General features: G+C 73.4%; 19 protein-coding genes. 4 read left to right on the plus strand and 15 right to left on the minus strand.

Features of this window, described 5'->3' with window-relative positions:
* Nucleotides 1-59: 59 nt before the first annotated feature.
* Nucleotides 60-686, minus strand: a complete 627-nt coding sequence (locus ACFI33_RS01025) for a GNAT family N-acetyltransferase (protein WP_036317850.1) — start codon at nucleotides 684-686, stop codon at nucleotides 60-62.
* A gap of 57 nt (nucleotides 687-743) precedes the next feature.
* Between ACFI33_RS01025 and ACFI33_RS01030 the strand changes: the two genes are divergently transcribed.
* Both ACFI33_RS01030 and ACFI33_RS01035 read left to right on the plus strand, forming a co-directional pair.
* Nucleotides 744-1409: a 5-formyltetrahydrofolate cyclo-ligase gene (locus ACFI33_RS01030; protein ID WP_462623649.1), complete on the plus strand. Its 666-nt coding sequence runs from the start codon at nucleotides 744-746 to the stop codon at nucleotides 1407-1409.
* A gap of 88 nt (nucleotides 1410-1497) precedes the next feature.
* Nucleotides 1498-1776, plus strand: a complete 279-nt coding sequence (locus ACFI33_RS01035; protein ID WP_041104378.1) for an FmdB family zinc ribbon protein — start codon at nucleotides 1498-1500, stop codon at nucleotides 1774-1776.
* Between the two features lie 20 nt (nucleotides 1777-1796).
* Here the strand turns inward: ACFI33_RS01035 and ACFI33_RS01040 are convergent, their stop codons facing one another.
* The 7 genes from ACFI33_RS01040 to guaB form a co-directional block, all read right to left on the minus strand.
* A complete protein-coding gene (locus tag ACFI33_RS01040; protein WP_101965831.1) occupies nucleotides 1797-2036 on the minus strand; it encodes a hypothetical protein in 240 nt (79 codons plus the stop codon).
* A complete protein-coding gene (locus ACFI33_RS01045; protein WP_101965832.1) occupies nucleotides 2026-5790 on the minus strand; it encodes a DUF4011 domain-containing protein in 3765 nt (1254 codons plus the stop codon). Before ACFI33_RS01045 ends, ACFI33_RS01040 begins: the two co-directional genes overlap by 11 nt.
* A gap of 98 nt (nucleotides 5791-5888) precedes the next feature.
* Nucleotides 5889-7508, minus strand: a complete 1620-nt coding sequence (gene guaA, locus ACFI33_RS01050) for a glutamine-hydrolyzing GMP synthase (protein ID WP_153239438.1) — start codon at nucleotides 7506-7508, stop codon at nucleotides 5889-5891.
* A 22-nt stretch (nucleotides 7509-7530) separates the two neighbouring features.
* On the minus strand, nucleotides 7531-8079 hold the full coding sequence (locus ACFI33_RS01055; protein WP_036340922.1) for a DUF3817 domain-containing protein: 549 nt from the start codon (nucleotides 8077-8079) through the stop codon (nucleotides 7531-7533).
* Complete coding sequence (locus tag ACFI33_RS01060) at nucleotides 8076-9041, minus strand: SURF1 family protein (protein WP_462623651.1); 966 nt, start codon at nucleotides 9039-9041, stop codon at nucleotides 8076-8078. The genes ACFI33_RS01055 and ACFI33_RS01060 overlap by 4 nt, the downstream gene beginning before the upstream one ends.
* Nucleotides 9042-9088: 47 nt before the next feature.
* Nucleotides 9089-10225: a GuaB3 family IMP dehydrogenase-related protein gene (locus ACFI33_RS01065; RefSeq protein ID WP_036317609.1), complete on the minus strand. Its 1137-nt coding sequence runs from the start codon at nucleotides 10223-10225 to the stop codon at nucleotides 9089-9091.
* Nucleotides 10226-10317: 92 nt separating this feature from the next.
* Entirely contained in the window at nucleotides 10318-11862 is a 1545-nt protein-coding gene (gene guaB / locus ACFI33_RS01070; RefSeq protein ID WP_127435086.1) for an IMP dehydrogenase, read from the minus strand.
* A 185-nt stretch (nucleotides 11863-12047) separates the two neighbouring features.
* Here guaB and ACFI33_RS01075 point away from each other — a divergent pair, with 185 nt between their 5' ends.
* On the plus strand, nucleotides 12048-13481 hold the full coding sequence (locus ACFI33_RS01075; RefSeq protein WP_127435087.1) for a dicarboxylate/amino acid:cation symporter: 1434 nt from the start codon (nucleotides 12048-12050) through the stop codon (nucleotides 13479-13481).
* Nucleotide 13482: 1 nt separating this feature from the next.
* Here ACFI33_RS01075 and ACFI33_RS01080 read toward each other — a convergent pair whose 3' ends face one another.
* The 3 genes from ACFI33_RS01080 to groES form a co-directional block, all read right to left on the minus strand.
* Nucleotides 13483-15438, minus strand: coding sequence for a BCCT family transporter (locus ACFI33_RS01080; protein ID WP_127435088.1), 1956 nt, complete (start codon nucleotides 15436-15438; stop codon nucleotides 13483-13485).
* Nucleotides 15439-15559: 121 nt separating this feature from the next.
* Nucleotides 15560-17167, minus strand: coding sequence for a chaperonin GroEL (groL, locus tag ACFI33_RS01085; protein WP_036340907.1), 1608 nt, complete (start codon nucleotides 17165-17167; stop codon nucleotides 15560-15562).
* A gap of 108 nt (nucleotides 17168-17275) precedes the next feature.
* Entirely contained in the window at nucleotides 17276-17572 is a 297-nt protein-coding gene (gene groES, locus ACFI33_RS01090) for a co-chaperone GroES (RefSeq protein ID WP_002857590.1), read from the minus strand.
* A gap of 625 nt (nucleotides 17573-18197) precedes the next feature.
* Between groES and ACFI33_RS01095 the strand changes: the two genes are divergently transcribed.
* Nucleotides 18198-19175 (plus strand): hypothetical protein, encoded by a 978-nt coding sequence (locus ACFI33_RS01095; RefSeq protein WP_036384981.1) that lies wholly within the window; start codon nucleotides 18198-18200, stop codon nucleotides 19173-19175.
* Nucleotides 19176-19380: 205 nt separating this feature from the next.
* Here ACFI33_RS01095 and ACFI33_RS01100 read toward each other — a convergent pair whose 3' ends face one another.
* Genes ACFI33_RS01100 through ACFI33_RS01115 form a run of 4 tightly spaced genes read right to left on the minus strand, consistent with a single transcriptional unit; the run spans nucleotide 19381 to nucleotide 23333 of the window.
* Nucleotides 19381-20136: an iron ABC transporter ATP-binding protein gene (locus ACFI33_RS01100; RefSeq protein ID WP_002857584.1), complete on the minus strand. Its 756-nt coding sequence runs from the start codon at nucleotides 20134-20136 to the stop codon at nucleotides 19381-19383.
* Nucleotides 20133-21221 (minus strand): iron chelate uptake ABC transporter family permease subunit, encoded by a 1089-nt coding sequence (locus tag ACFI33_RS01105; RefSeq protein ID WP_127435089.1) that lies wholly within the window; start codon nucleotides 21219-21221, stop codon nucleotides 20133-20135. Before ACFI33_RS01105 ends, ACFI33_RS01100 begins: the two co-directional genes overlap by 4 nt.
* Complete coding sequence (locus ACFI33_RS01110; RefSeq protein ID WP_080694961.1) at nucleotides 21214-22272, minus strand: ABC transporter permease; 1059 nt, start codon at nucleotides 22270-22272, stop codon at nucleotides 21214-21216. Before ACFI33_RS01110 ends, ACFI33_RS01105 begins: the two co-directional genes overlap by 8 nt.
* Nucleotides 22269-23333 carry a siderophore ABC transporter substrate-binding protein gene (locus tag ACFI33_RS01115; RefSeq protein WP_127435090.1) on the minus strand — a complete coding sequence of 355 codons (1065 nt, stop codon included), beginning with the start codon at nucleotides 23331-23333 and terminating at the stop codon, nucleotides 22269-22271. Before ACFI33_RS01115 ends, ACFI33_RS01110 begins: the two co-directional genes overlap by 4 nt.
* Nucleotides 23334-23373: the final 40 nt, after the last annotated feature.

Below are 23373 nucleotides of genomic sequence, written 5' to 3' on the forward strand. Positions count from 1 at the left end.
GGGGGCGGACCGGTCCGGCCATCGCGGCGTGTCCGCACGCGGCGTGTCCCGTCGGCCCCTCAGGGGCGCGGCCGCGAGGCCAGCCACCGGGCCAGCAGGCCGTCGGGGACCTCCTCGGCGGTCACCGCGAACGTCCGGTGGTCCCGCCAGGCGCCGTCCACGTGCAGGTACGCGCGCCGCAGGCCCTCGTCGCGCAGGCCGAGCTTCGCCACGACCCGCAGGCTGGCCGCGTTCTCCGGGCGGATGTTGACCTCGACCCGGTGCAGACCGGCGCTGCGGAACGCCCAGTCCGTCGCCATGGCCACGGCCGTCGGCGTCAGCCCCCGACCCGCCTCGCGACGGTCGATCCAGTAGCCGATCGAGCCGGAGAGCACCGAGCCGTACTGGATCCCGCCCAGGGACAGCAGCCCCACCAGGCGGTCCCGGTCCGGGCGGTCGTCGTCGAGGGCCATGCCCCACGTGTAGGCGCTGCCGTCCCGGCCCTGGCGGCCGTGCCAGCGGACCATCTGCCCGAACGACGCCGGGCCCGCGCCCGGCACGGGGCTCGTGGCGTCCCACGGCGTCAGCCACTCCCGGTTGTGCGCCCGCTGCTCCTCCCACGCCTCCCGGTCCCGCCGCCGCAGCGGCCGCAGGGCGAGGGTGCTGTGCCGCAGGGTCACGGGCCAGGGGGAACGCTGCCAGGACATGGCGTCGATCCTATGCGCGGCCGGGCGCGGCACCGGTGCGGCGGGCATCATGGGGACATGCGCACTCCCCCTCCCGTGCCCGAGCCCGCCGCCACGGGCCCCGTCGCCGGCGTCGACGACGTCGTGGACGCCAAGGCCGCCCTGCGTGCGCGCCTGCGCACCGCCCGCCGCGACCGCTCCCCCGCGCGCCGCGCCGCCGAGTCCGCGGCCGCCGTCGAGCACCTGTGGGCGTGGCTGGGTCCGCGCGTGGCCGCGGCGACCGCGGACGGGACCGCCCCGGTGGTGGCCACCGTGCTGCCGATGGCCACCGAGCCGGACACCGGTGGGCTGCGCGCCCGCCTGCTGGTCGCGGGGGCGCGGGTGCTCGTCCCCGTGATCGAGCCGGAACGACGCCTGAGCTGGGCCTCCTGGCACCCGGGCGTCGCGACGGCGCGCGCGGCGAACGCCCCCGTGGACGAGCCCGTGGGCGAACGGCTCGGGACCGACGCGCTGGCGGCGGCGACCGCGGTGGTCATGCCGGCGCTCGCGGTGGCCGAGGACGGGATGCGCCTGGGCCAGGGCGGGGGCTACTACGACCGCTTCCTCGCCGAGCTGCCGCGGAGCGTGCCGACCGTGGCCCTCGTGTTCGAGGACGAGCTGCTGCCGGCGGGCGCCATCCCTGCCGAGCCCACGGACCGGCCCGTGGACGGCGTCGTCACCGCGGCCGGGCTGCGCTGGGTCTGAGCCCGGCCCGCGGCGCGGAGTAGCATCGGGGGTCGGATCCCCCCAGAACCGCGCGCCCCGGCGCGCCCCGAGCGAGCTGGAGCTGAGCATGCCCACCTACGCCTACCGCTGCAAGGACTGCGGCCACGCCTTCGACGTCGTCCAGGCCTTCACCGACGACGCCCTCACCGAGTGCCCCGCGTGCGGCGGCGTCCTGCGCAAGCAGTACGGCTCGGTCGGCGTGAGCTTCAAGGGCTCCGGGTTCTACCGGACCGACTCGCGCTCCGGCACCGGGGGCACCGGCTCGGCCGGCGGATCGACCTCGGACTCGGCCGCCGGGTCCTCGACGTCCTCGACGTCGTCCTCGTCCTCCGCCCCCGCGGACTGACCCGGCCGGATCGGGCCGGCTCAGCCCCAGTGGGGCGGGCGCTGCTCGCGCAGCCAGCGGTCGTGCTCGGCCTCGGCCGCGCCGATCTCGACCCCGGCCTCATGTCCGGTCGGCGCGGTCGCCGGCGACGTCCCGGCCTGCCCGGTCAGCCGGGGCATCCCCGGCAGGCGCGGCTCGCGGCCGTCGGCGGCTGCCGGGCCGGTGCCCGGGGCGTCCGCCCGGCGCGGGCCGCGGCGGCGCGGCGCGCCGTCAGCGGACATCGTCGTCGGTCTCGTCCGTCTCGTCCGCCGGCTCCACGCCCAGCCGGTCGGCCAGCTCCCGGGCCACGGACTCCGGGTCCGCGAACACGTCGATCGCCCACAGGGTCCGGGGCTCCCAGCCGCGGGCCTCGAGCCCCTCGGGCAGGGTCCGCGAGCGCTGCCGCACCGTGAGGGCGCGGTACACCTCGCCGCCGTCGCCGGCCAGGGCCAGCGGACGGGGCGCCTCGTCCCGGTCCGCGCGCGGATCGAGCACGGCCAGGTCCATGACGCCGGCGTAGCGGGGCAGGACGCGGGCGCCGTGCTCCTCGAGACGGTCGCGCAGATCGGCCAGCAGCGGGTCGCCCACCATGCCCACCGGATCCGCGGCGTCCTCGCCGAGGTAGGCCTCGAGCAGCCGCAGGAACCAGAGGGCGCCGCCGTCGAGCCGGTCCTCGTCCAGGTCCGCGGCGCGCAGCGCGGAGATGAGGTGCAGGCGGCGGCGTGCCCGGGTGAGCGCGACCGTGACCATGCGCTCGCCGTCCGGGTCGGAGAAGGCGCCGAAGTGGTGCACCACGCGGCCGTGCGGGGTGCGGCCGTAGCCGGGGGTGAGGATCACGGCGTCACGCACCACGGAGGCGGCGCGCACGACCGGCACGATCACGAACGGCTCGGCGTCGGCGGCGTCCTCGCCGCGGCCGCGGGCGAGGAACTCGTGGGCCCACGGCGCCTGCGCGGCCGTGGCCTGCACGGCGGCGGCCACCCTGCGGGCGTGCTGCTCGGACACCGTGACCACGGCCAGGGACTGCTCGGGCCGGTCGCGGATGTGCTCGAACACGCGCTCCACGGTGCGGGCGACCTCGGCGTTCGTGGACTCGACCACGTCGCCGCCGGTCATCGGGATGCCGGTGCCCTCGGGCAGGTACTCGGCCGTGACGGCACGATCCCGGCCGGTGGCCTCGCCCGCGGTGGGCAGCGCGTCCAGGGCGCCGTCATAGGCGAGCGCGGAGAGCAGGCGCACGAGGCGCCGCTCGAGGGGGCGGTGCACGGTGCGCAGCGGCAGGGTGGGCAGCACCTCGTCCAGCGCGTCGTGGGCCGAGCGCAGCGGGCGCAGGGGCCCGGCGGTCGCCGTCGGGTCCACGGACACCTGGAACGACTGCGGGCGCCCGATGACCGGGTCGCCGAGGGCCACCACCTGGGGGGCGCGGGTGAGCGCGCCCATCGCGGTGGCCAGGGCGGTCGCGTCGGCCTCCAGCAGCACGACGACGTCGGCGCGCCACTCCGGGGGGAACTCGGACAGGGCCATGGGCGAGGTGGTGACCACCGGCACGAGCGGCTGCAGGAGCTCGGGGGTGATCGTGGCCAGGGACTCGACCGTGGGGCTGCCCTGCTTGAGCAGGGTGCGCAGCACGGCCGCGTCCGCGCGATAGGTGCGCAGCGCCTCCCGCCAACGCGCGGCCAGCGCGGCGGAGAGCCGGGCGCCGCCGCGCTCGAGATGGGCGCGGTCCAGGTCGCGGAACCCGCGCTCGACCTCCGCCAGGTCCGTGCCGCTCATCATGGCCAGGAAGTCGTCCCCGGAGATCATCGCCTCGAGCGCGGACTGCCACCACGCCAACTCGAGCTCGGCGGTCAGGGCCTCGGTGGGCACCTCGCGGTCGCGCAGGTCCTCGAGCAGCTCCGCCAGGCCGTGGTCGCGCAGGCTGTCCAGCACGAGGGTGCGCTCGGGCAGCGTGGCCAGGGTGTCGCGGTCCGCCACGAGCCCGTCGACGGCGGCCACGAGGTCGTCCACGTCCCGCTCCTCCAAGGGCGCCTCGGCCACGGCCTCCGGGGCGAGGACGCCCTCGAGCCGGCGCAGGCGCTCGCGCACCTGGCCGACCTGGCCCATCACGTGCTCGCCCTGGTCCGGCACCTGCGGGGGCGTGCCCGGCTCGGCGGCGTGGCGGTTCCAGTCCTCCAGGACGGCGGCGGCGTCCACGAGGGCGCCGTGCAGGTCCGTGGGCTGCACGCCCGGGCGGACCGCGTCCTTCGCCGCGCGGCGCAGGCGGGACCGGGTCACCGAGGACATCTCGACCAGGTGGAGGCGCCGCCACGAGCTGGTGGCGGTCGCCGCGACCAGCTGGGGCACGTCGAGGGAGAACACCTCGGGGGTGAACTCGGTGAGGGTGCGGGCCACACGGCGGTAGAGGTCCGCCTGCTCCGCCCAGCCGGCCACCGTGCGCTCGGGGCGCAGGCCGGCCTGGGCGGCGGCGGTGTCCACGGCGCGCCGGGTGGTGTGCAGGGCGGCCGCCAGCTCGTCGGCCAGCTCCGAGGCGGCCTCGGTCTCCTGCACGTTGCGCACGCGGGCGCCGAACCAGCGGCTCTCGGTGGCGGCGGCCGAGAACGCGCCGAGCTCCCCGGCGCGCACGAGCTGCTCGCCCACGGCCTGCCGGTTCACGGTGGAGTCCAGCACGGAGCGCTTGAGGCGCACGGTGGTGGCCGGCGGCGTCTCGAGCCCGGTCAGGGCGGCCAGGGCCTGCATCGCCTGGAACGGCGAGCAGCCCCAGCGGGGGCGGACGTGGTGCAGTGAGCCGACGTGCTCCTGCAGCCGGCGCCGTCGTTCGGTCAGGGCGGCCTCGTCCCGGGCGGTGTCGGGGTCCACGGCCCGCTCGGAGCGCAGGACGGCCTGCACGAGCTGGCGGCGGAGCAGCTCGGGGTCCGCGTTGGCGGGCACGTCCAGCGCGATCGAGCGCAGGTCCGCCTCCTCGAGGCGGTCGAGCACGTCGGCCAGGGCGGCGGAGCGCTCGGCCACGACCAGCACGCGCCGACCCTCCCAGGCCAGGCGCGCGGCCAGGGCGGCGGCGGTCTGGGTCTGCCCGGTGCCGGGGGCGGCCGCCACCACGAGGGACTCCCCCGCCGCGGCGTGCTCGAGCACGCGTGCCTGGGCGGCGTCGACGTCGACGACGAGGCGCTCGTCCGCCGGGGCGACGTCATCCTCCGCGGGCGCGCCCGTGGGCTGCAGCGCCGCCGGGCGGGGCACCATGCCGGTCCCGGCGTCGTACAGGGCCTGCACGACCGGCAGATCCTCGAGGGAGGCGGGCAGGGAGGCGGTCTCGCCGAGGTCCGCGAACGTGGAGACGAGCAGGCAATCCTGGATGTGCAGGTCCGCGATCGCGGCGGTCTCCTCGCGCAGGCGGGCGAACGCGGGGGCGGGCTCGAGGCGCGCCGTGGCGTAGGCGGCCTGCTGGTACGCCTCGGGGTCCAGGGCGATGCCGTGGTGCCGGCGCAGGTTCCGCACGAGCGCCGGGTTCAGGCGGGCCGGCTCGGTGATCTGGACCTCCAGCTCGTCCCGGCCCCGGGCGCCGCGGCGCACCGTCAGGGCCACGCGGGCCAGCAGCACGGGGGCGGAGCGGCGCTCCCGCCGACCGTCCTCCTCGGCCGTCCACGTGGCCACGCCCACGGCGAGCGCGCCGACGTCGATGCCGCGTTCCTCCGCCAGCTCGCGGACCTTGGCGCGCAGGCCGAGGGAGACCTCGTGCGCCGCGTCCAGCTCCGGGCCGGCCGGCAGCAGGGTGGACAGGCGGGTGCGCCGCCCCAGCAGCAGCTGCGAGACGCCGGAGGAGTTCGCCTCCGTGAGGTCGATGCTGTTGGCCGCCGAGGGCGCGAACCGCAGCATCGTGTCGTTCTCGGCGCCCGAGCCCAGGGAGGACACCCAGGCGGCCGGGTCGGGGCGGGTCTGCCCCTCGTCGGGGCGTGCGGCGGCGCGGGCGCGGGCCAGGCGCGGGAACTCCTGCTCGGTCACGTGCGTGCGGTCCTTCCTCCGTCGCCTGGGTCCAGGCGGTCTTCGTGCGGACGGCCGCCCCGGTCAGGGGCGGCCGGATGCGGCGCCGGACGCGCCGCTCACTCCCACTCGATGGTGCCCGGCGGCTTGCTGGTCACGTCGAGCACGACGCGGTTGACACCGTCGACCTCGTTGGTGATGCGGTTCGAGATGCGGGACAGGACGTCGTCCGGGATCCGCGCCCAGTCCGCCGTCATGGCGTCCTCGCTGGTGACGGGGCGCAGGACGACCGGGTGGCCGTAGGTGCGGCCGTCACCCTGCACGCCCACGGAGCGCACGTCCGCGAGCAGCACCACCGGGCACTGCCAGATCTGGCGGTCCAGCCCGGCCGCGGTGAGCTCGGCGCGCACGATCGCGTCCGCGCGGCGCAGCAGATCCAGGCGCTCCTGGGTGACCTCGCCGATGATGCGGATGCCCAGACCCGGGCCCGGGAACGGCTGGCGGTGCACGATGCCCTCGGGCAGGCCGAGCTCGGCGCCCACGGCGCGGACCTCGTCCTTGAACAGCTCGCGCAGCGGCTCGCACAGCTCGAACTCGATGTCGTCCGGCAGGCCGCCCACGTTGTGGTGGGACTTGATGTTGGCCGCCCCGTCCCCGCCGCCGGACTCGACGACGTCCGGGTAGAGCGTGCCCTGCACGAGGAAGCGGACCTCGGTGGCGTCCGGGTCGTGCTCGGACTCGAGGACGATGTCCGCCTGCGCCTTCTCGAAGGTGCGGATGAACCGCTCGCCGATGATCTTGCGCTTGGCCTCGGGGTCGGTGACGCCGGCCAGCGCGGACAGGAAGTCCTCGCGCGCGTCCACCATCACGAGGCGGGCGCCGCCGTGGGCCTCGCCGAACGCCTGCTCGATCTCGGCGGACTCGCCCTCGCGCATGAGGCCGTGGTCCACGTAGACGCAGGTGAGGCGGTCGCCGATGGCGCGCTGCACGAGGGCCGCGGCCACGGCGGAGTCCACGCCGCCGGACAGGCCGCAGATGGCCCGCTTGTCCCCGATCTGCTCGCGGATGCGCTCGACCTGCTCCTCGATCACGCCGCTGGCCGTCCAGTCCGCGCCCAGGCCCGCACCCACGTGCAGGAACTGCTCGAGCACCCGCTGACCGTGGGAGGAGTGGCCCACCTCGGGATGCCACTGCACGCCGAAGATGCGGCGCTCGCGGTCCTCGAACGCGGCGACGGGGGCGCCCGCGGTGGAGGCCGTCACGGCGAAGCCCTCGGGCGCCTGCGTCACGGCGTCCCCGTGGGACATCCACACGACCTGCTCGAGGTCCTGGCCCGCGAACAGCACGGAGTCGGCGTCCACCGAGTCCAGGCGGGTGGAGCCGTACTCCCGGGTGCCGGTCTTGGCCACGGTGCCGCCGAGGGCGTGCGCAATCGACTGGAAGCCGTAGCACAGGCCCAGCACGGGCACCCCGGCCTCGAGCAGCGCCGGATCCAGCTGCGGGGCGCCGGGCTCGTACACCGACGACGGCCCGCCCGAGAGGATCAGCGCCGCGGGCTTGCGCTCCAGGATCTGCGCCGCCGGGGTGGAGGCGGGCACGACCTCGGAGTAGACGTTGGCCTCGCGCACACGACGCGCGATGAGCTGTGCGTACTGGGCGCCGAAGTCCAGCACCAGCACCGTGGGCATCACGTCGCTGAGCGGGGCGGGGGTGTCGGGGTGGGGGGCATTCTGCGTCACCCGTCCAGGATAGTCGAGGCGCTCAGTAGCGCCGCGCGGCGTCCGGGAAGCGGTGCAGCTCGTCCCGGACCACGCGGGTCATGCGCTTCTCCACCACGAAGGACAGGAACGGCACGACGCCGCCGCCGGCCATCGCCAGCAGGCGCAGCGGCTCCCAGCGCATCAGGGACCACAGGCGGAACGAGGCGAGCAGGTACACCACGTACATCCAGCCGTGGGCGATGAGGATGAACAGGGACAGGTTCACTCCCCCGGTCACGCTGTCCGTGGGGTGCAGCCCCAGGCCGTTGGCCTCTCCGTCCAGGGTGGTGCCGCCCGCGTAGAGCTCCACGTGCATGCCGTACTTCAGCACCATCTCCGCCACGAGCAGCAGGAGCATGATGCCGGTGATCCACGCGCACACCACGTAGAGGCGGGTGGCGGAGCGGATCTGCTGCTGGGTGCCGGCGAAACGGCGATGCTCCCGGCCTGGCCGCGGGGGCGGCTCGGGCAGGTCGGCCTCCGTGATGTCCTCGGGATCCGGCAGGCTCGCCGGGTCCACCGGCTGGGGGCCGGGGTGCTGGGTGCTCATCGGCTCTGCTCCTCTCGGGGCCCACGGGGGCCCGGGTCGCGGGGGTCGGGGCGCGCGGCCCCGTCGTCGTCGTGGTCCTGGCGTGGGTGCGCCGCGGACTGTGCCGCGACGGCCCGCTCCTTGGCCTCGCGCGCGGCCGCCCGGCGCCGCTCGAGCTCCTCGGCGCGCCACTGCGCGGCCCACTCCTCGTCGAGCCGGCGCTCGTGCTCGTCCCGGACGTGGTCGTCGCGGACGAACCGCCACCACAGGAACAGGGCGAAGCCGGCGAAGAGCATCCACTCCACGGCGTAGAAGACGTTGAGCCAGATGATCTGGGTCTCCTCCGGCTGCGGGGCCACCCACACCGGCTCGAGCCCGCCGGGGCCGGCCGCGCCCGTCTCGGCGCCCGCGGCGTCGGCCATCTCGAACGCCGCGACGTACGCCGCGTAGGACGGCTCGTCCCACACGTTCACCAGCTGGGCCGGGGCCAGGCTGCGGTACAGGAGCCGGTCGGCGGTGTCCTCGGCCGCGGCCTCACGCGGCAGGGGCCCGTCCGGGGGCAGCAGGCGCCCGGTGACGGTGACCTGCCCGGCGGGCGCGGGGTCCACGACGTCGGCGTCGGCCGACCAGCCGCGGACCACCGGGACGACCTCGCCGTCCGGGGCGCCGGCCACCCGCAGGGCCGTGACCGTCCAGTAGCCGTCGCGGCCGTTCAGCAGGCGCGGGCCGACCAGGACGTCCGTGCCGGGCACGAACTCCCCCTCGACCGTGACCACCTGGTCGGCCTGCGAGCCCAGCAGGGCCTCGTAGGGGCGCACGTGCTCCAGGAACGGCACGGCGTTCTCGGTCTGGGTGCGCGGCGGCGGCGCATTCGTCTCCGCGGACTCGAACTGCCACTTGGACAGCGCCACGAAGACCGCGGCCGCCACGAGGGCCAGCACCAGGGTGGCCAGCCAGACGGGCTTGAGGGCGGTGCGCAGCACGCCGTATCAACTCTTCCGGTCGGGGTGCCGCCACGCGGCGGCGGGGATCAGACGGTCTGGGTGGGGGTCACGAGGACCTCCACCTTCTGGAAGTCCTTGAGCTCGGTGTAGCCGCAGGTGGCCATGGCACGCTTCAGACCGCCCATCAGGTTGGACGTGCCGTCCGCGTGGCGGCCGGGCCCCCACAGGACCTCCTCGAGCGGAGCCACCTGGCCCACGTGGGTGCGGTGCCCGCGCGGCAGCTCCGGGTGGACGGCCTCGAGGCCCCAGTGCCAGCCGCCGCCGGGGGCGTCGGTGGCGCGGGCCAGGGCGGCGCCCAGGACGACCGCGTCCGCGCCCATGGCGATCGCCTTGACGATCTCCCCCGAGGTGGAGACGCCGCCGTCGGCGATCACGTGCACGTAGCGGCCGCCGGACTCGTCCATGTAGTCGCGGCGCGCCTCGGCGATGTCCGAGATGGCCGTGGCCATCGGCACACGGATGCCCATGGCGCGGCGCGTGGTGGTGGACGCGCCGCCGCCGAAGCCGACGAGCACGCCGGCCGCGCCGGTGCGCATCAGGTGCAGGGCCGGCGTGTAGCCGGCCGCCCCGCCCACGATCACGGGCACGTCCAGCTCGTAGATGAACTGCTTGAGGTCCAGCGGCTCCTGGGTGGAGGAGACGTGCTCGGCCGAGACGGTGGTGCCGCGGATGACGAACAGGTCCACGCCCGCCGCCACGACGGTGCGGTAGAACTCCTGCGTGTTCTGCGGGGTCAGCGAGCCCGCGACGACGACGCCGGCCTCGCGGATCTGTGCGAGGCGCTCGGTGATCAGATCGGGGCGGATGGGGGCCGCGTAGGCCTCCTGCAGCATGCGGGTGGCCTCGGTCCCGGCCGGGCCGGCCTCGAGGGCGGCGATCTCCTCGAGCAGCGGGCGCGGGTCCTCGTGGCGGGTCCACAGGCCCTCGAGGTTGAGGACGCCGAGACCGCCCAGCCGCCCCATCGCGATGGCGGTCTCCGGGCTCATCACGGAGTCCATGGGCGCACCGATCACGGGCATGTCGAACGTGTAGGCGTCGATGCGCCACGTGAGGCTGACGTCCTGGGGATCCCGGGTGCGCCGCGCAGGCACCACGGACACGTCGTCGAGGGAGAAGGCCCGGCGGCCGCGCTTGCCGCGGCCGATCTCAATCTGGTTCGTCACCGGGCCAGCCTAGCCCAGGCGCCACGGGGGTGGCGCCGACCGTGTCGTCGGCGCCGCCCCCGTCCGGGGCTCCCCCGGACCCGACGTGCGGGTCAGCGCGAACGGTAGTTCGGGGCCTCGACGGTCATCATGATGTCGTGCGGATGGGACTCCTTCAGGCCCGCCGCGGTGATGCGCACGAAGCGGCCGTTCTCCTTGAGATCGGCCACCGTGGACGCGCCCGTGTAGAACATCGTCTGGCGCAGGCCGCCCACGAGCTGGTGGACCACCGAGGCGACCGGGCCCCGGAAGGGCACCTGGCCCTCGATGCCCTCGGGGATCAGCTTGTCCTCGTCCGGCACGTCCGCCTGGAAGTAGCGGTCCTTTGAGAAGGAGCGCGTGCCGTTGCGGGTCTGCATGGCGCCCAGGGAGCCCATGCCGCGGTAGGTCTTGAACTGCTTGCCCTGGTAGAACACGAGGTCGCCCGGGGACTCGGCGGTGCCCGCCAGCAGGGAGCCGAGCATCACCGAGTCGGCGCCGGCCACGAGGGCCTTGCCGATGTCACCGGAGTGCTGCAGGCCGCCGTCGGCGATCAGCGGGACGCCCGCGGGGCGCGTGGCCTTGGCCGCCTCGTAGATGGCGGTGATCTGCGGGACGCCGACGCCGGCCACCACACGGGTCGTGCAGATCGAGCCCGGGCCCACGCCCACCTTCACGGCGTCCGCGCCGGCGTCGACGATCGCCTTGGCGCCCGCGTAGGTCGCAGCCTGACCGCCGATGACGTCGACGTGCGCGGCCGCCTTCTCCTTCTTCAGGCGCGCGATCATGTCCAGCACGCCGTGCGTGTGGCCGTTCGCGGTGTCCACCACGAGGGCGTCCACGCCCGCCTCGACGAGCGCCATGGCGCGCTCCCAGCCGTCGCCGAAGAAGCCGACGGCGCCGCCGACGCGCAGGCGGCCCTCGTCGTCCTTCGCGGCGTCCGGGTACTGCTCCGCCTTGTCGAAGTCCTTGATGGTGATCAGGCCGGTCAGGCGGCCCGCATCGTCCACGAGCGGCAACTTCTCCACGCGGTTCTGGGAGAACAGGCGGATCGTCTCGGCGCGCGAGACGCCCTCCTGCGCGGTGACCAGCGGCATGCGGGTCATGGCGGTGTCCACCGTGCGGGTGGCCCACTCCTCGCGCGGGATGAAGCGGGTGTCGCGGTTGGTGATGATGCCCAGCAACGTCATGTCCTCGGCCACCACCGGCAGGCCCGAGACGCGGTACTGGGCGCACAGCTCGTCCAGGTCCGCGAGCGTGGCGTCGGGGCCGATGGTCACGGGGTCCTTGATCATCCCCGACTCGGAGCGCTTCACGGTGTCCACGTGGCGGGCCTGGTCCTCGATGGACAGGTTGCGGTGGATGATGCCCATGCCGCCCTGGCGGGCCATGGCGATGGCCAGCGGGGCCTCGGTCACGGTGTCCATCGCCGCGGAGACGATGGGGATGTTCAAGCGGATGTTGCGGGTCAGCCGGGTGCCCGGGTCCGCGTCCGCGGGGATCACGTCGGTGGCGTTGGGCAGCAGCAGGACGTCGTCATAGGTGAGGCCGAAGAAGCCGAAGGGATCCGAGGAGGAGTGGACGGGCTCGGGGCTGGGACCGGTGCTGGTGATGGTCACGAAGGGGCCTTTCGGGACGGGTGTTTCCGCGATTCTATGCCCGGGGGCCAAACCGGCGACCCGGGTGCGGGCCACGTCACAGGACCCCCGCGCTGGGCCACGCGGGGGCGAGACGGACGTCACCACCACGTCACATGGCGCAATCCGTTTCGGCGTCGTGGTAATGGACCGCCTAACCTCCCCGGATGAGCACCGCACAGTCCTCCCCCGCACCGGCGCCCCGACGTCGGCTCCCCGCCTGGACGTCGAATTTCGGCTGGCAGATCGCCGCCGCCCTCGTCCTCGGCCTCGTCCTGGGCCTGATCGCCCGCGCGACGGGGCACACCTCCGAGCACCCGACCTGGCTCGGCGAGACGCTGGCCACCGTCGGCAGCATCTACATCAGCCTGCTGAAGGCCGCGGTCGTCCCGCTGGTCTTCTTCGCCGTCGTCGCCTCCATCGCCAACCTGGCCCAGGTGACCAACGCGGCCCGCCTGGCCGCCAAGACCCTGCTGTGGTTCGCCATCACGAGCCTGATCGCGGTGCTCATCGGCCTCGCCGTCGGCGTCGTGCTGCAGCCGGGCGTGGGCACCGGCCAGACCGCGCCGGCGTCGTACCAGGCCAAGGACGTCGGCTGGCTCGACTTCCTGACCTCCCTGGTGCCGGCGAACTTCCTCGGCCTGACCGTCAAGACCACGGCGGGCGAGGACGGTGCGCTGGCCTCCTCCCCCACGTTCAACGTGCTCCAGATCCTCGTGATCGCGATCGTCGTGGGCGTGGCCGCGCTCAAGGTCGGCGCGAAGGCCGCCCCGTTCCTCACGTTCTCCCGCTCGGTGCTCGCGATCATCCAGAAGCTGCTGTGGTGGATCATCCGCCTGGCACCGATCGGCACCATCGGCCTGCTGGGCAACGCCGTGGCCTCGTACGGCTGGTCCACGATGGGCACGCTGGCCAAGTTCGTGGTGGCGGTCTACGTGGGCCTGGCCCTCGTGATGCTCGTGGTGTACCCGCTGCTGGCGCGCCTGCACGGGCTCTCCGTCAAGCAGTTCTTCACCGGCGTGTGGCCGGCGTTCCAGCTCGGCTTCGTCTCCCGCTCCTCCCTCGGCACGCTGCCCGTCACCCAGCGGGTGGCCGAGCGCAACTTCGGCGTGCCCACCGGCTACGCCTCCTTCGCCGTCCCGCTGGGCGCCACCACCAAGATGGACGGCTGCGCCGCGATCTACCCGGCCGTGGCCGCCGTGTTCATCGCCCAGTTCTACGGGATCGAGATGAGCCTGAGCCAGTACGCCCTCGTGGCGCTCGTGTCCGTGCTGGGCTCGGCCGCGACCGCCGGCACCACCGGCGCCACCGTGATGCTCACGCTCACGCTGTCCACCGCCGGGCTGCCCCTCGAGGGCATGGCCCTGCTCCTGGCCGTCGACCCGATCGTGGACATGGGCCGCACCGCCCTCAACGTGTCCGGCCAGGCCCTCATCCCCGCCCTCGTGGCCTCCCAGGAGGGCATCCTCGACCGGGACCGCTACGACGCCCCGCGCGGCGACATCTTCGGCGAGGACGAGGAGGAGATCGTCGAGGCCCGCGCCCACGCGACCGCCGACTCCCGCGCCGAGCTCGTCGGCTCCCCGACGCCGCGCGCCTGAGTCAGCGACCGGACGGGCCTGCTCCGGCGGGCCCGTCCGGGCCGTCCCCGTCCCCCTCGTCCAGGTACTCGCCCAGCACGTAGTCGTAGTCCACGGGGTTCCCGTCCTCGTCCGTGCGGCGGTACCAGTCGGTGATCTCGGCGGCGGTGGAGTCGAACCCCTCGCCGGCCGCGTACCAGCTGCCCGGTGGGGTGCGCTCCACCGTGAACGCGAAGTCGTCCCCGTACTCCACCAGGCCCCGCACCGTCGCCTTCTCGACGGCGGCCCTCTGGTACCGGTCACGGATCGCGAAGGGGTCGTTGGCCAGTTCGCGCTGGAGCGCGACCGCCATGAGGACGAGCACCACGGTGAACGGCAGCGCCGTGATGGTGATGAGGTTCTGCAGGCCGGTGAGCGCGGTGTCGCCGCCGGTCAGCAGCATCACGACGGCGATGCCCGCCATGCACAGTGCCCAGAACACCGTGATCATGCGGCGTGGGGCCGGGTCGCCGCGCTGCGAGAGCTGCGAGTTCACGATCGAGGCGGAGTCCGCCGTCGTGATGAAGAAGACCGCCAGCATGACGATCACGACCGGGGCCACCAGCCCGCCGCCGGGCAGCTGGTCCAGGACCACCCAGAAGATCTCCGCCGGCGCAGGCAGCGAGGCGGCCGTGCCGTCCGGCGCCAAGGAGCCCCGGGTCCGCTGCAGCCAGATGGTGGTGCCGCCGATGATCGTGAACGCGCCCACGATCACCGCGGCCGGGATGAACAGGGCGCCGAGGACGTACTGGCGGATGGTCCGGCCCTTCGAGATCTTCGCCATGAACACGCCCACGAACGGGGCCCAGCTGACCCACCACGCCCAGTAGAAGATCGTCCAGTTGGAGAGGAACTCCTGCATGTCCTCCCCCTCGGCCATCGAGGCGCCGAGGGCGTCCGGGGCGGAGGAGACGTAGTCCATCAGGACGCCGGGCACGATGTTCAGCAGGAACGCCGTCGGGCCGACGACGAAGAAGAACAGCGCCAGGCCGAGGGCGAGCAGCATGTTGATGTTGGACAGCCACCGGATGCCGCGGGCCACACCGGACACCGCCGAGACGATGGTGCCGATCGTGAGCACCACGATGATCCCCAGCGCCACCGTGTTCCCCGGCGCCGACCACCCCGAGACGATCTCCACGCCGCGGCCGATCTGCAGGGCGCCGATGCCCAGCGAGGCCGCCGTGCCGAACAATGTGGCGATGATCGCGAGCCCGTCGATCAGGCGCGCGCCGACCGAGTCGCTGCGCGGGGAGTCGCCGAACAGCGGCGCGATGATCGAGCTCATCAGCGGCACCCGGCCCCGGCGGTAGGACACGTAGCCGACCGACAGGCCGACGATCGCGTAGATCGCCCACGCGTTCACGCCCCAGTGCAGCGCGGCCTGGGCCAGCGCGCCCGTCACCGCCTCCTCGCTCCCCGCCTCGTACGCCCCCGGGCGCGGGGCCAGGTAGTAGGTCAGCGGCTCGTACGGGCCGAAGAAGATGATGCCGATGCCGATGCCGGCCGCGAAGAGCATGGCCGACCAGCTCGCCGTGGAGTACTCGGGCTTCTCCCCGTCCAGGCCCAGCGGGATCTCGCCGTACCGGGAGAACGCCAGGACCAGCAGGAACACCACCATCCCGATGGCCAGCAGGACGAACAGCCAGCCGGCGTGGACCATCACCCAGTCGAGGGCCGCGCTCGAGACGGCCAGCACGGCGTCCGGCTGCAGCACACCCCACACCACGAAGCCGACCACCAGCAGGCCGACGACGGCGAGGATCACCCGGTCCACGCCGTAGCGCACCCGGCGGTCCTCCACGGACACGCCCGGCACGAGGGCCGGGTGGATGCCGTGCGGATAGGAGAACTCGCGGACGAAGCGGCGCAGCCGTGGCCGGGCCGGGGTCCGGGTCGTGTGGGACCCGGTGGGACGGGGCGGCGTGGGTGTGTCCATGGGCACACCATAGAGGGCACCCCGGACGGCCGGCGTCTCCCGCCCGGACGACGACGGCCCCTCACCCGGGCGGGTGAGGGGCCGTCGTCGACAGCCGGCCGTGTCAGGGCCGACTCAGGGGTCAGTGCTGGTGGCCGGCCTCGTCCTCGTCGGCGGGCTTGTCCGCCACGAGGGTCTCGGTGGTCAGCACGAGGGCCGCGATGGAGGTGGCGTTGGCCAGCGCGGAGCGCGTCACCTTGACCGGGTCGATCACGCCGTCGGCGATCAGGTCGCCGTAGACGCCGGTCTTCGCGTTGAAGCCGTGGTTCGGCTCCAGCTCGGCGACCTTGGAGACCACCACGTAGCCGTCCTCGCCCGCGTTCTGGGCGATCCAGCGCAGCGGCTGCTTCAGGGCCTTGCGGACGATGTCCACGCCCACGGCGGCGTCACCGGTCAGGGCCTGGACGTCGGCGTCGGTGTCGAGCACGGTCAGCGCGTTGATGAGCGCGGTGCCGCCGCCGGCCACGATGCCCTCCTCGAGGGCGGCGCGGGTCGAGGACACGGCGTCCTCGATGCGGTGCTTGCGCTCCTTGAGCTCCACCTCGGTGGCGGCGCCCACGCGGATCACGCCGATGCCGCCGGAGAGCTTGGCGAGACGCTCCTGGAGCTTCTCGCGGTCCCAGTCGGAGTCGGTCGCGGCGGCCTCGGCCTTGATCTGGGCGATCCGGGCCTCGACGTCCTCGGGCGCACCGCCGCCGTCGACGATGGTGGTCTCGTCCTTGGTGACGGTGATGCGGCGGGCGGAGCCGAGCACGTCCAGGTCGGCCTGCTCGAGCTTCATGCCGAGGTCCGGGGAGACGACCTGGGCGCCGGTGAGGATCGCGATGTCCTGCATCATGGCCTTGCGGCGGTCGCCGAAGCCCGGAGCCTTGACGGCCACGACGTTCAGGGTGCCGCGGATCTTGTTGACCACGAGGGTGGACAGGGCCTCGCCCTCGATGTCCTCGGCGATCACGAACAGCGGCTTGTTGGCCTGCACGACCTTCTCCAGCAGGGGCAGCAGCTCCTGCACGTTGGAGATCTTGCCCGAGTTGATCAGGACGTAGGCGTCCTCGAGCACGGCCTCCTGACGCTCGGCGTCGGTGACCATGTACGGGGACAGGAAGCCCTTGTCGAACTGCATGCCCTCGGTGACGTCCAGCTCGGTGGAGGTCGTGGAGGACTCCTCGATGGTGATGACGCCGTCGGTGCCGACCGTGTCGAACGCGCGGGCCAGCAGCTCGCCGACCTCGTCGTTCTGGGCCGAGATGGCGGCCACGTGGGCCACCTCCTTGCCCTCGACCGGGCGGGCGTTCTCCTGCAGGCGCTGCTCGACGGCGGCCACGGCCACCTCGATGCCCCTCTTGACCTCGCCCGGCGCGGCGCCGGCGGCGACCTGGCGCATGCCCTCGTTCACGAGCGCCTGGGCCAGCACGGTGGCGGTGGTGGTGCCGTCGCCTGCGATGTCGTTGGTCTTGGTGGCGACCTCCTTGGCGAGCTGGGCGCCCATGTTCTCGTACGGGTCCTCCAGCTCCACCTCACGGGCGATCGTGACGCCGTCGTTGGTGATGGTGGGGGCGCCCCACGCCTTGTCGAGCACCACATTGCGGCCCTTGGGGCCGAGGGTGACCTTGACGGTGTCGGCGAGCTTGTCGATGCCGGCCTGGAGGGCGCGGCGTGCGTCGTCGTTGAAAGCCAGCTGCTTGGCCATGACGGACGCTCCTTTCGTTCAGGGAGTCAGGGGGTGCGGAGACGCGAGGGGCCCGGGGCGCGCGCACCGGTGCGGTGCGTGCCGCTCACCGGGCCCGTCGCGGTGGGGTCACTTGGTGACGACGGCCAGCACGTCGCGGGCGGAGAGCACCAGGTACTCCTCGCCGCCGACCTTGACCTCGGTGCCGCCGTACTTGGAGTACAGCACCACGTCACCCTCGGCGACGTCGACCGGCACGCGGTTGCCGTTCTCGGCGACCCGGCCCGGGCCCACGGCCACGACCTGGCCCTCCTGCGGCTTCTCCTTGGCGGTGTCCGGGATCACGAGGCCCGACGCGGTGGTCTGCTCGGCCTCCAGGGGGCGGACAACGATGCGATCCTCGAGGGGCTTGATGGAGACAGACATGCTGCACACTCCTTCTTCGTCGACGTGCGGCTCCGGCGGGCTCGCCGGTCCGCTGATGCTGTGGTCTGCGGGTGCGCCACGGGCGTCAGACCCTCCGTCGTCGCGGTGCCGGACGGTCCACCTCGGGCATTGGCACCAGGTACCCCCGGGTGCCAGCCCCGATTCTACTCCGGGTTTTGGCACTCCTTCAACATGAGTGCCAGCCGTGTCCCCGCCGTCCGCCGAGGGCGGAGGTCGGTGGCACGATGCGGTGGGGCGGCGGGCCGGGCGGGTTCCGGGCCCGGGGGCACACGGAGTGGTCACGACTGCGGCCGGGATCCTGTCCCTCCCCCACTCCCCACCCTGCCCCCCGCCACCCTCCGTGGGCAGAAACCGCACCCCCGCCCATCGCGTGGGCAGCATCCGCAGGTTTTCGATCTCCGTGGGCAGAAGCGCCCTCTCTTCCGCCCACGGATGTTGCGTGGGCGGAACTCCTCGCAGTTCTGCCCACCGAGCCATGACGACGTCGTCCCGACGGGACAACCGGCCGTCGCCGAGTCCTGCACAGCCGGCCCACCCCGCGCCGTTGTGCACAGACACGCGGCCCGCCCGGCCGCCGTCGGACCGACCGCGTCAGGGTCGACCCATGCCCTTCGCTCCCGACCTCCCCCTCGTCCCCGTCTTCACCACCCGCGACGTGCTCGAACGCGGTCTACCGCCCAGCCGGGTGCGGCGGTCCGACGTCCTCCGCCTCGCCCGCGGCATCCACCGTCGCCGTGACATGCCGCTGCGCACCTGGGAGTCGGCTGGGCTCCCGCCGCCGCACCACGGGGTCGGCCTCGACCTGCTGACCGCCCTCCTGCGGTCCCGTCCCGACGCCGTCCTCTCCCACGAGACGGCGGCGCACCTCCACGGCCTCCCGCTTCCCCCGGGCGGGGCCACGCGACGCGCCGCCGTCGAGATCACGTTGCACCGCGGCACCGCACGGGCGCGGATCCCCGGCGTCATGGAGCACCGCAGACCCCTGCCCGCCGGCCACGTCACCTCCGTGCTCGGGCTACGGGTGACGACGCCGGAACGGACCTGGCTCGATCTGTGCTCGATCGGCCACCCCTGGGACGAGGCATCCCTCGTGTCGGCGGGTGACCACCTGGTCCGTCACCCCTGGTCTCCGCGCGGCCGGCGGCCTCCCATCACCACGGTCACCGCGCTGCACGAGGCGATGCGGCCGCTCGGGCGGTTCGTCGGAAGACCGCGGGCGACGGCGGCGCTCGAGCGCGTACGGGTGGGTGCCGACTCGCCGCAGGAGACCCGGCTGAGGCTGGCGCTCGTCGAGGCGGGGCTGGGCGAGCCGGCTCTGCAGCACGTGTTCGACCCCGGGCGGCGGGACGCCCCCGAGGCCGATCTGTGGTTCGAGGACTGCCGGCTCGTCCTCCAGTACGACGGCGAGGTGCACCGGAGTGCCGAGCAACACGCCCGGGACGCCCGGCGAGACCAGTACTACGCGGAGCGTGGGCAGATGACCCTGCACGTCACGGGCCGGGACGTCGGCGAGGGATACGCGCGGGTGATCGAGGCCGTCCTCAGACGACGGGCACAGGTCTCGAACGGCTGGGATGCATGACGTCGTCGTCGCGTATGGCCCTGCCGTCCATGCGCAGGGGTTCCGTGGGCAGAAGCGAGGGTGCTTCTGCCCACGGAACCTGGAAACACGCGGGTTCTGCCCCCGGAAGGCGAGACCCGGCGGGTTCTGCCCACGGAACGCTCGCGTCGGCCGGGCACCCGACCCCCGCCCGGACCGACCCGGGCCGGCCTCACCGTCGCCCCGCTCAGTAGTACACGGCCAGCGGCCCGTGCGGTCCGTCCACCACGCTGCAGGGGGTCTTGAAGATCCGCTCCAGCACCTCAGGGCGCAGGATCTCGGCCGGGGTGCCGGTCTCCACCACCTGGCCGTCGCCCATGGCCACGATCCGGTCGGCGTAGTGGGCGGCGAAGTTGATGTCGTGCAGCACGATCACCACGGTCCGGCCCAGCTCGTCGGCCGCCCGACGCAGCTGCTGCATCATCTGCACCGAGTGCTGCATGTCCAGGTTGTTCAGCGGCTCGTCCAGCAGCACGTACTCGGTGTTCTGCGCCAGCACCATCGCCACGTACGCCCGCTGCCGCTGGCCGCCCGAGAGCTGGTCGAGGTACCGGTTCTCGAACGGGCCGAGGTTGAGGAAGTCGATCGCGTCGGACACGTGCCGCTCGTCCTCCAGGGTCAGCCGGCCGCGCGTGTACGGGTAGCGCCCGAACCCCACGAGCTGCCGCACGGTCAGCCGCGTCACGAAGTGGTTCTCCTGCCGCAGGATGGACAGGGTCTGCGCGATCTTCCGGGACGGCGTCGTGGTGATGTCGTGCCCGCCCACGGCGATCGTCCCGGCGTCGGCGTCCTGCAGCCGGCCGATCATCGTCAGCAGCGTGGACTTGCCCGCCCCGTTGGGCCCCACGAGCGCCGTCACTCCCCCGGCCTGGATGTCCAGGTCCACGGGTCCGATGCACACCTCGTCGCTGTGGCGCTTCACCACGCCGCGCAGCTCGATCACAGACGTCCCTTTCTCATCACGACGACCAGGAAGGTGATGCCGCCGATCAGCTCGATGACCACCGTGACCGCACCCCCCGCGTAGAACACGTGCCGCAGCACGAAGTAGGCGCTCGTGAGCACCGCGTACCCGGCCAGCGCCGCCACCGGGAGGATGAACCGGTGGTCGTGGGTGTCGACGAGGCTGTACGCCAGCGTCGCCACGAGGAAGCCGAGGAACGTCATCGGGCCCACGAGCGCGGTGGTCATGGCCATCAGCACGGAGACCAGCAGCAGCGTCACCATGAGCTCGCGCCGGTGGGGCAGGCCCAGGTTGGTCGCGGCGTCGGCGCCGAGCGCCACCGTGTTCAGGCGGCGGGAGCGCAGCCACAGCAGCGCGCACACGACGACGGCGATGGGCGCGGCGATCGCCACGTACTCGGTCCGGGCGTTGGAGATGTTGCCGAAGAGCCGCGCGCTCAGCAGGTCGAACGAGTTCGGGTCCAGCAGTCGCTGCATGAACGTGCTCAGCGCGGCCAGCCCGCCGCCCAGCACCACGCCCACGAGCAGCATCAGATGGACGCTGCCGTAGGGCCGGGAGAGCAGCCACGAGTACAGGGCCGTCGCCAGCGCCACCATGAGCGCGGCCTGGGCGAGGAACGGCCCCACCCCGGTCAGCACCGCGACGCCGGCGGCTCCCAGCACGTACACGGCGACGGTCGACACGGCGGTGTAGAGCGCCTCGAACCCCATGATCGAGGGCGTGATGATGCGGTTGCCCGTCACCGTGTGGAAGGTGACGGTCGCGAAGGAGTGGCACAGTGCCACGATGCCGATCACGCCCAGGGACTCCACGCGCATCCGCGCGATCATCCAGAACGCGCGCGAACCGGGTTCGGCCTCGTTGCCCCACAGCAGGATCCCGGCGGTGGAGAGCACGGCGACGGCGGCCAGCACGGCGACGACGACCGCATACCTCCGGCGGTCGGCGGCGGTGACGAACGCGCCGGACCGGCGCGGGGCGTCGGCCTCGACGGGCCCGGCCGCGGTGGCGCCGCCGGGCGGGGCGGGGATGCGACCCGGGGCGGTCGCGAGCGGCTCAGCCATGCTTGGCCTGCCTCAGCAGCAGGGCGAGGAACACGATCGCGCCCACGAGGCCCAGGATCAGCGAGATGGGCACCTCGAACGGGGCGATCACGGTGCGCCCGATCAGGTCGCAGACGATCACGATCCACACGCCGACCATGACCACCCAGGGCAGGTTCGTCCGCAGGTTGTCGCCGCGCACCATGGACACGAGGTTGGGGACCACGAGCCCCAGGAACGGGAGGGCCCCGATCACCACGGTGACCACGCCGGTGGCCACGGCCACCATGGCCACGCCGGTGAGGATCACGGCGTCGTAGTTGAGGCCGACGTTCGTGGCGACGTCCTTGCCGAGGCCGGCCACGGTGAAGCGGTCCGCGATGACGAAGACCGCCACGCACACGATCAGCACGAGGAAGAGCAGCTCATACCGGCCGCGGACCACGGAGGTGAACGAGCCCGCGAACCACGCGCCCACCTGCTGCAGCATGTCCGTCTGGAGGGCGAGGAACGTCGACGCGGCGCCCACGACGGCGCCGAGCATGATGCCCACGATCGGCACGATGAGGGAGGACTGCAGGCGCACCCGCCGCAGGAAGAGGAAGAAGACGAGGGTGCCGACGAAGGCGAAGAGGATGGCCCCGACCATCCGGGTCACCAGGCCCGCACCCGGCACGAGCACCATGGTCACCAGCAGGCCGAGGCCGGCCCACTCGGTGGTGCCCGTGGTGCTGGGCTCCACGAAGCGGTTCTGCGTCATGAGCTGCATGATCAGCCCGCACATCGCCATCGAGGCGCCGGCCAGCACGAGGGCGACCGTGCGCGGCACGCGCGTGATGGCGAACATCTCGCGTCCGCCCTCCGCGCCGACGTCGTACACGCCCACGAACAGCGAGACCACGATGAGGGCCGCGGTCACCACGACGCCGACCAGCAGCGGCCAGGTGCGCTGCCAGCGGGTGCGCTCGGGCCGCAGGACGGCGGGCGGGACCCAGCACACGCGGTCGCCCCGCCCCGGCTCCTCGAGCCGGGGCGGGGCGTCGGCGACGTGGTGACGCACGTCGAGAGTCACTGCGCGCCTTCGAAGGCCTTCGCGAGGTCCTCCATGACGGTGGTGTGGTTCTGGATGTCCTCGGCGACGTAGAAGTCGGCGGGCAGGTAGACGATGTTGCCCTCCTTCACCGCGGTCACGTCCTGGAGGGCCTCGGAGCGCTCGATCAGCTCGGCGGCGGTGGCGTTCTCCTCGCCGATGGCGGCGTCGCGGTCCATGACGATCAGCCAGTCCGGGTTCGACTTCGCGATGGCCTCGACGGAGATGTCGTCGCCCTGGTGGTTGTCGGTGCCCGACTGCTCGAGGGCCGGGGTCAGCTCCAGCATGTCGAAGAACGGGCCGATGGCGCGACCGGTGCTGGGCGCGACGTACGACAGCTCTCCGCCCGAGGCGATGAGGCCCATGACGGTCTGCTCGGGGTCGTAGGCGTCCTTGGCGCGCTGGGTGGCGGCGTCGAAGTCGGCGATGAGCTTCTCGGCATCGGCCTCGTGGCCGGTGGCCTCGCCCAGCAGGGTGGTCAGCTCCTTCAGGCCCTCGTCCATGGGGGTCTGCGTGACGTCGAAGTCCGTGTCCACGACGGCGGCGTCGCCGGTCAGCTCGTCGATCTCGGCCTTGCGCTCGTTGAACCGCTGGCCGTTGAACACGACGTCCGGCTCGGCCGTGACGAACAGCTCCATGTCCGGCTCCCGGTGGTTGCCGATGTCGGCGACCGAGTCGTCCTGGAGGTAGGAGGGCCCGCCCTCGCCCTTGTACATGATCTGCTTCGGTGCGGCCGACAGCTCGACTCCCCAGTCGTCCAGGGTGCGGAAGGTGCGGTTGTCCGTGGCGATGACGGAGTCGACCTCCTCCGGCAGGGTGACCTCGGCGCCGGACATGTCGGTGACGGTGACCCCGGTCGCGATGCCGCCCGAGGCGGCCGAGGAGCCGCCGGCGGCGCTCGCGGAGGCCGAGGACTCGCCGGAGGCGCTCGCGGAGGACGAGCCCGTGGCCGCGCCGCCGGCGGAGCAGCCGACGAGGGCGAGGGCCGCCACCGAGGTCAGGGCGAGACGGGCGAGGCGGGGGGCGCTGACGGAACGCGGCATGGTTCTCCTTCTGGGCGGCGGGGCTGCCCCGGGATGAGCA

The sequence above is a fragment of the Micrococcus sp. PSi08 genome (assembly GCF_054960655.1).

Coding starts and splice junctions, on each gene's coding strand:
- ACFI33_RS01055 (WP_036340922.1), bottom strand. CDS start 8,079: ATGAGCACCCAGCACCCCGGCCCCCAGCCGGTGGACCCGGCGAGCCTG.
- ACFI33_RS01025 (WP_036317850.1), bottom strand. CDS start 686: ATGTCCTGGCAGCGTTCCCCCTGGCCCGTGACCCTGCGGCACAGCACC.
- ACFI33_RS01095 (WP_036384981.1), top strand. CDS start 18,198: ATGCCCTTCGCTCCCGACCTCCCCCTCGTCCCCGTCTTCACCACCCGC.
- groL (WP_036340907.1), bottom strand. CDS start 17,167: ATGGCCAAGCAGCTGGCTTTCAACGACGACGCACGCCGCGCCCTCCAG.
- ACFI33_RS01030 (WP_462623649.1), top strand. CDS start 744: ATGCGCACTCCCCCTCCCGTGCCCGAGCCCGCCGCCACGGGCCCCGTC.
- ACFI33_RS01075 (WP_127435087.1), top strand. CDS start 12,048: ATGAGCACCGCACAGTCCTCCCCCGCACCGGCGCCCCGACGTCGGCTC.
- groES (WP_002857590.1), bottom strand. CDS start 17,572: ATGTCTGTCTCCATCAAGCCCCTCGAGGATCGCATCGTTGTCCGCCCC.
- ACFI33_RS01105 (WP_127435089.1), bottom strand. CDS start 21,221: ATGGCTGAGCCGCTCGCGACCGCCCCGGGTCGCATCCCCGCCCCGCCC.
- ACFI33_RS01080 (WP_127435088.1), bottom strand. CDS start 15,438: ATGGACACACCCACGCCGCCCCGTCCCACCGGGTCCCACACGACCCGG.
- ACFI33_RS01035 (WP_041104378.1), top strand. CDS start 1,498: ATGCCCACCTACGCCTACCGCTGCAAGGACTGCGGCCACGCCTTCGAC.
- ACFI33_RS01040 (WP_101965831.1), bottom strand. CDS start 2,036: ATGTCCGCTGACGGCGCGCCGCGCCGCCGCGGCCCGCGCCGGGCGGAC.
- ACFI33_RS01115 (WP_127435090.1), bottom strand. CDS start 23,333: ATGCCGCGTTCCGTCAGCGCCCCCCGCCTCGCCCGTCTCGCCCTGACC.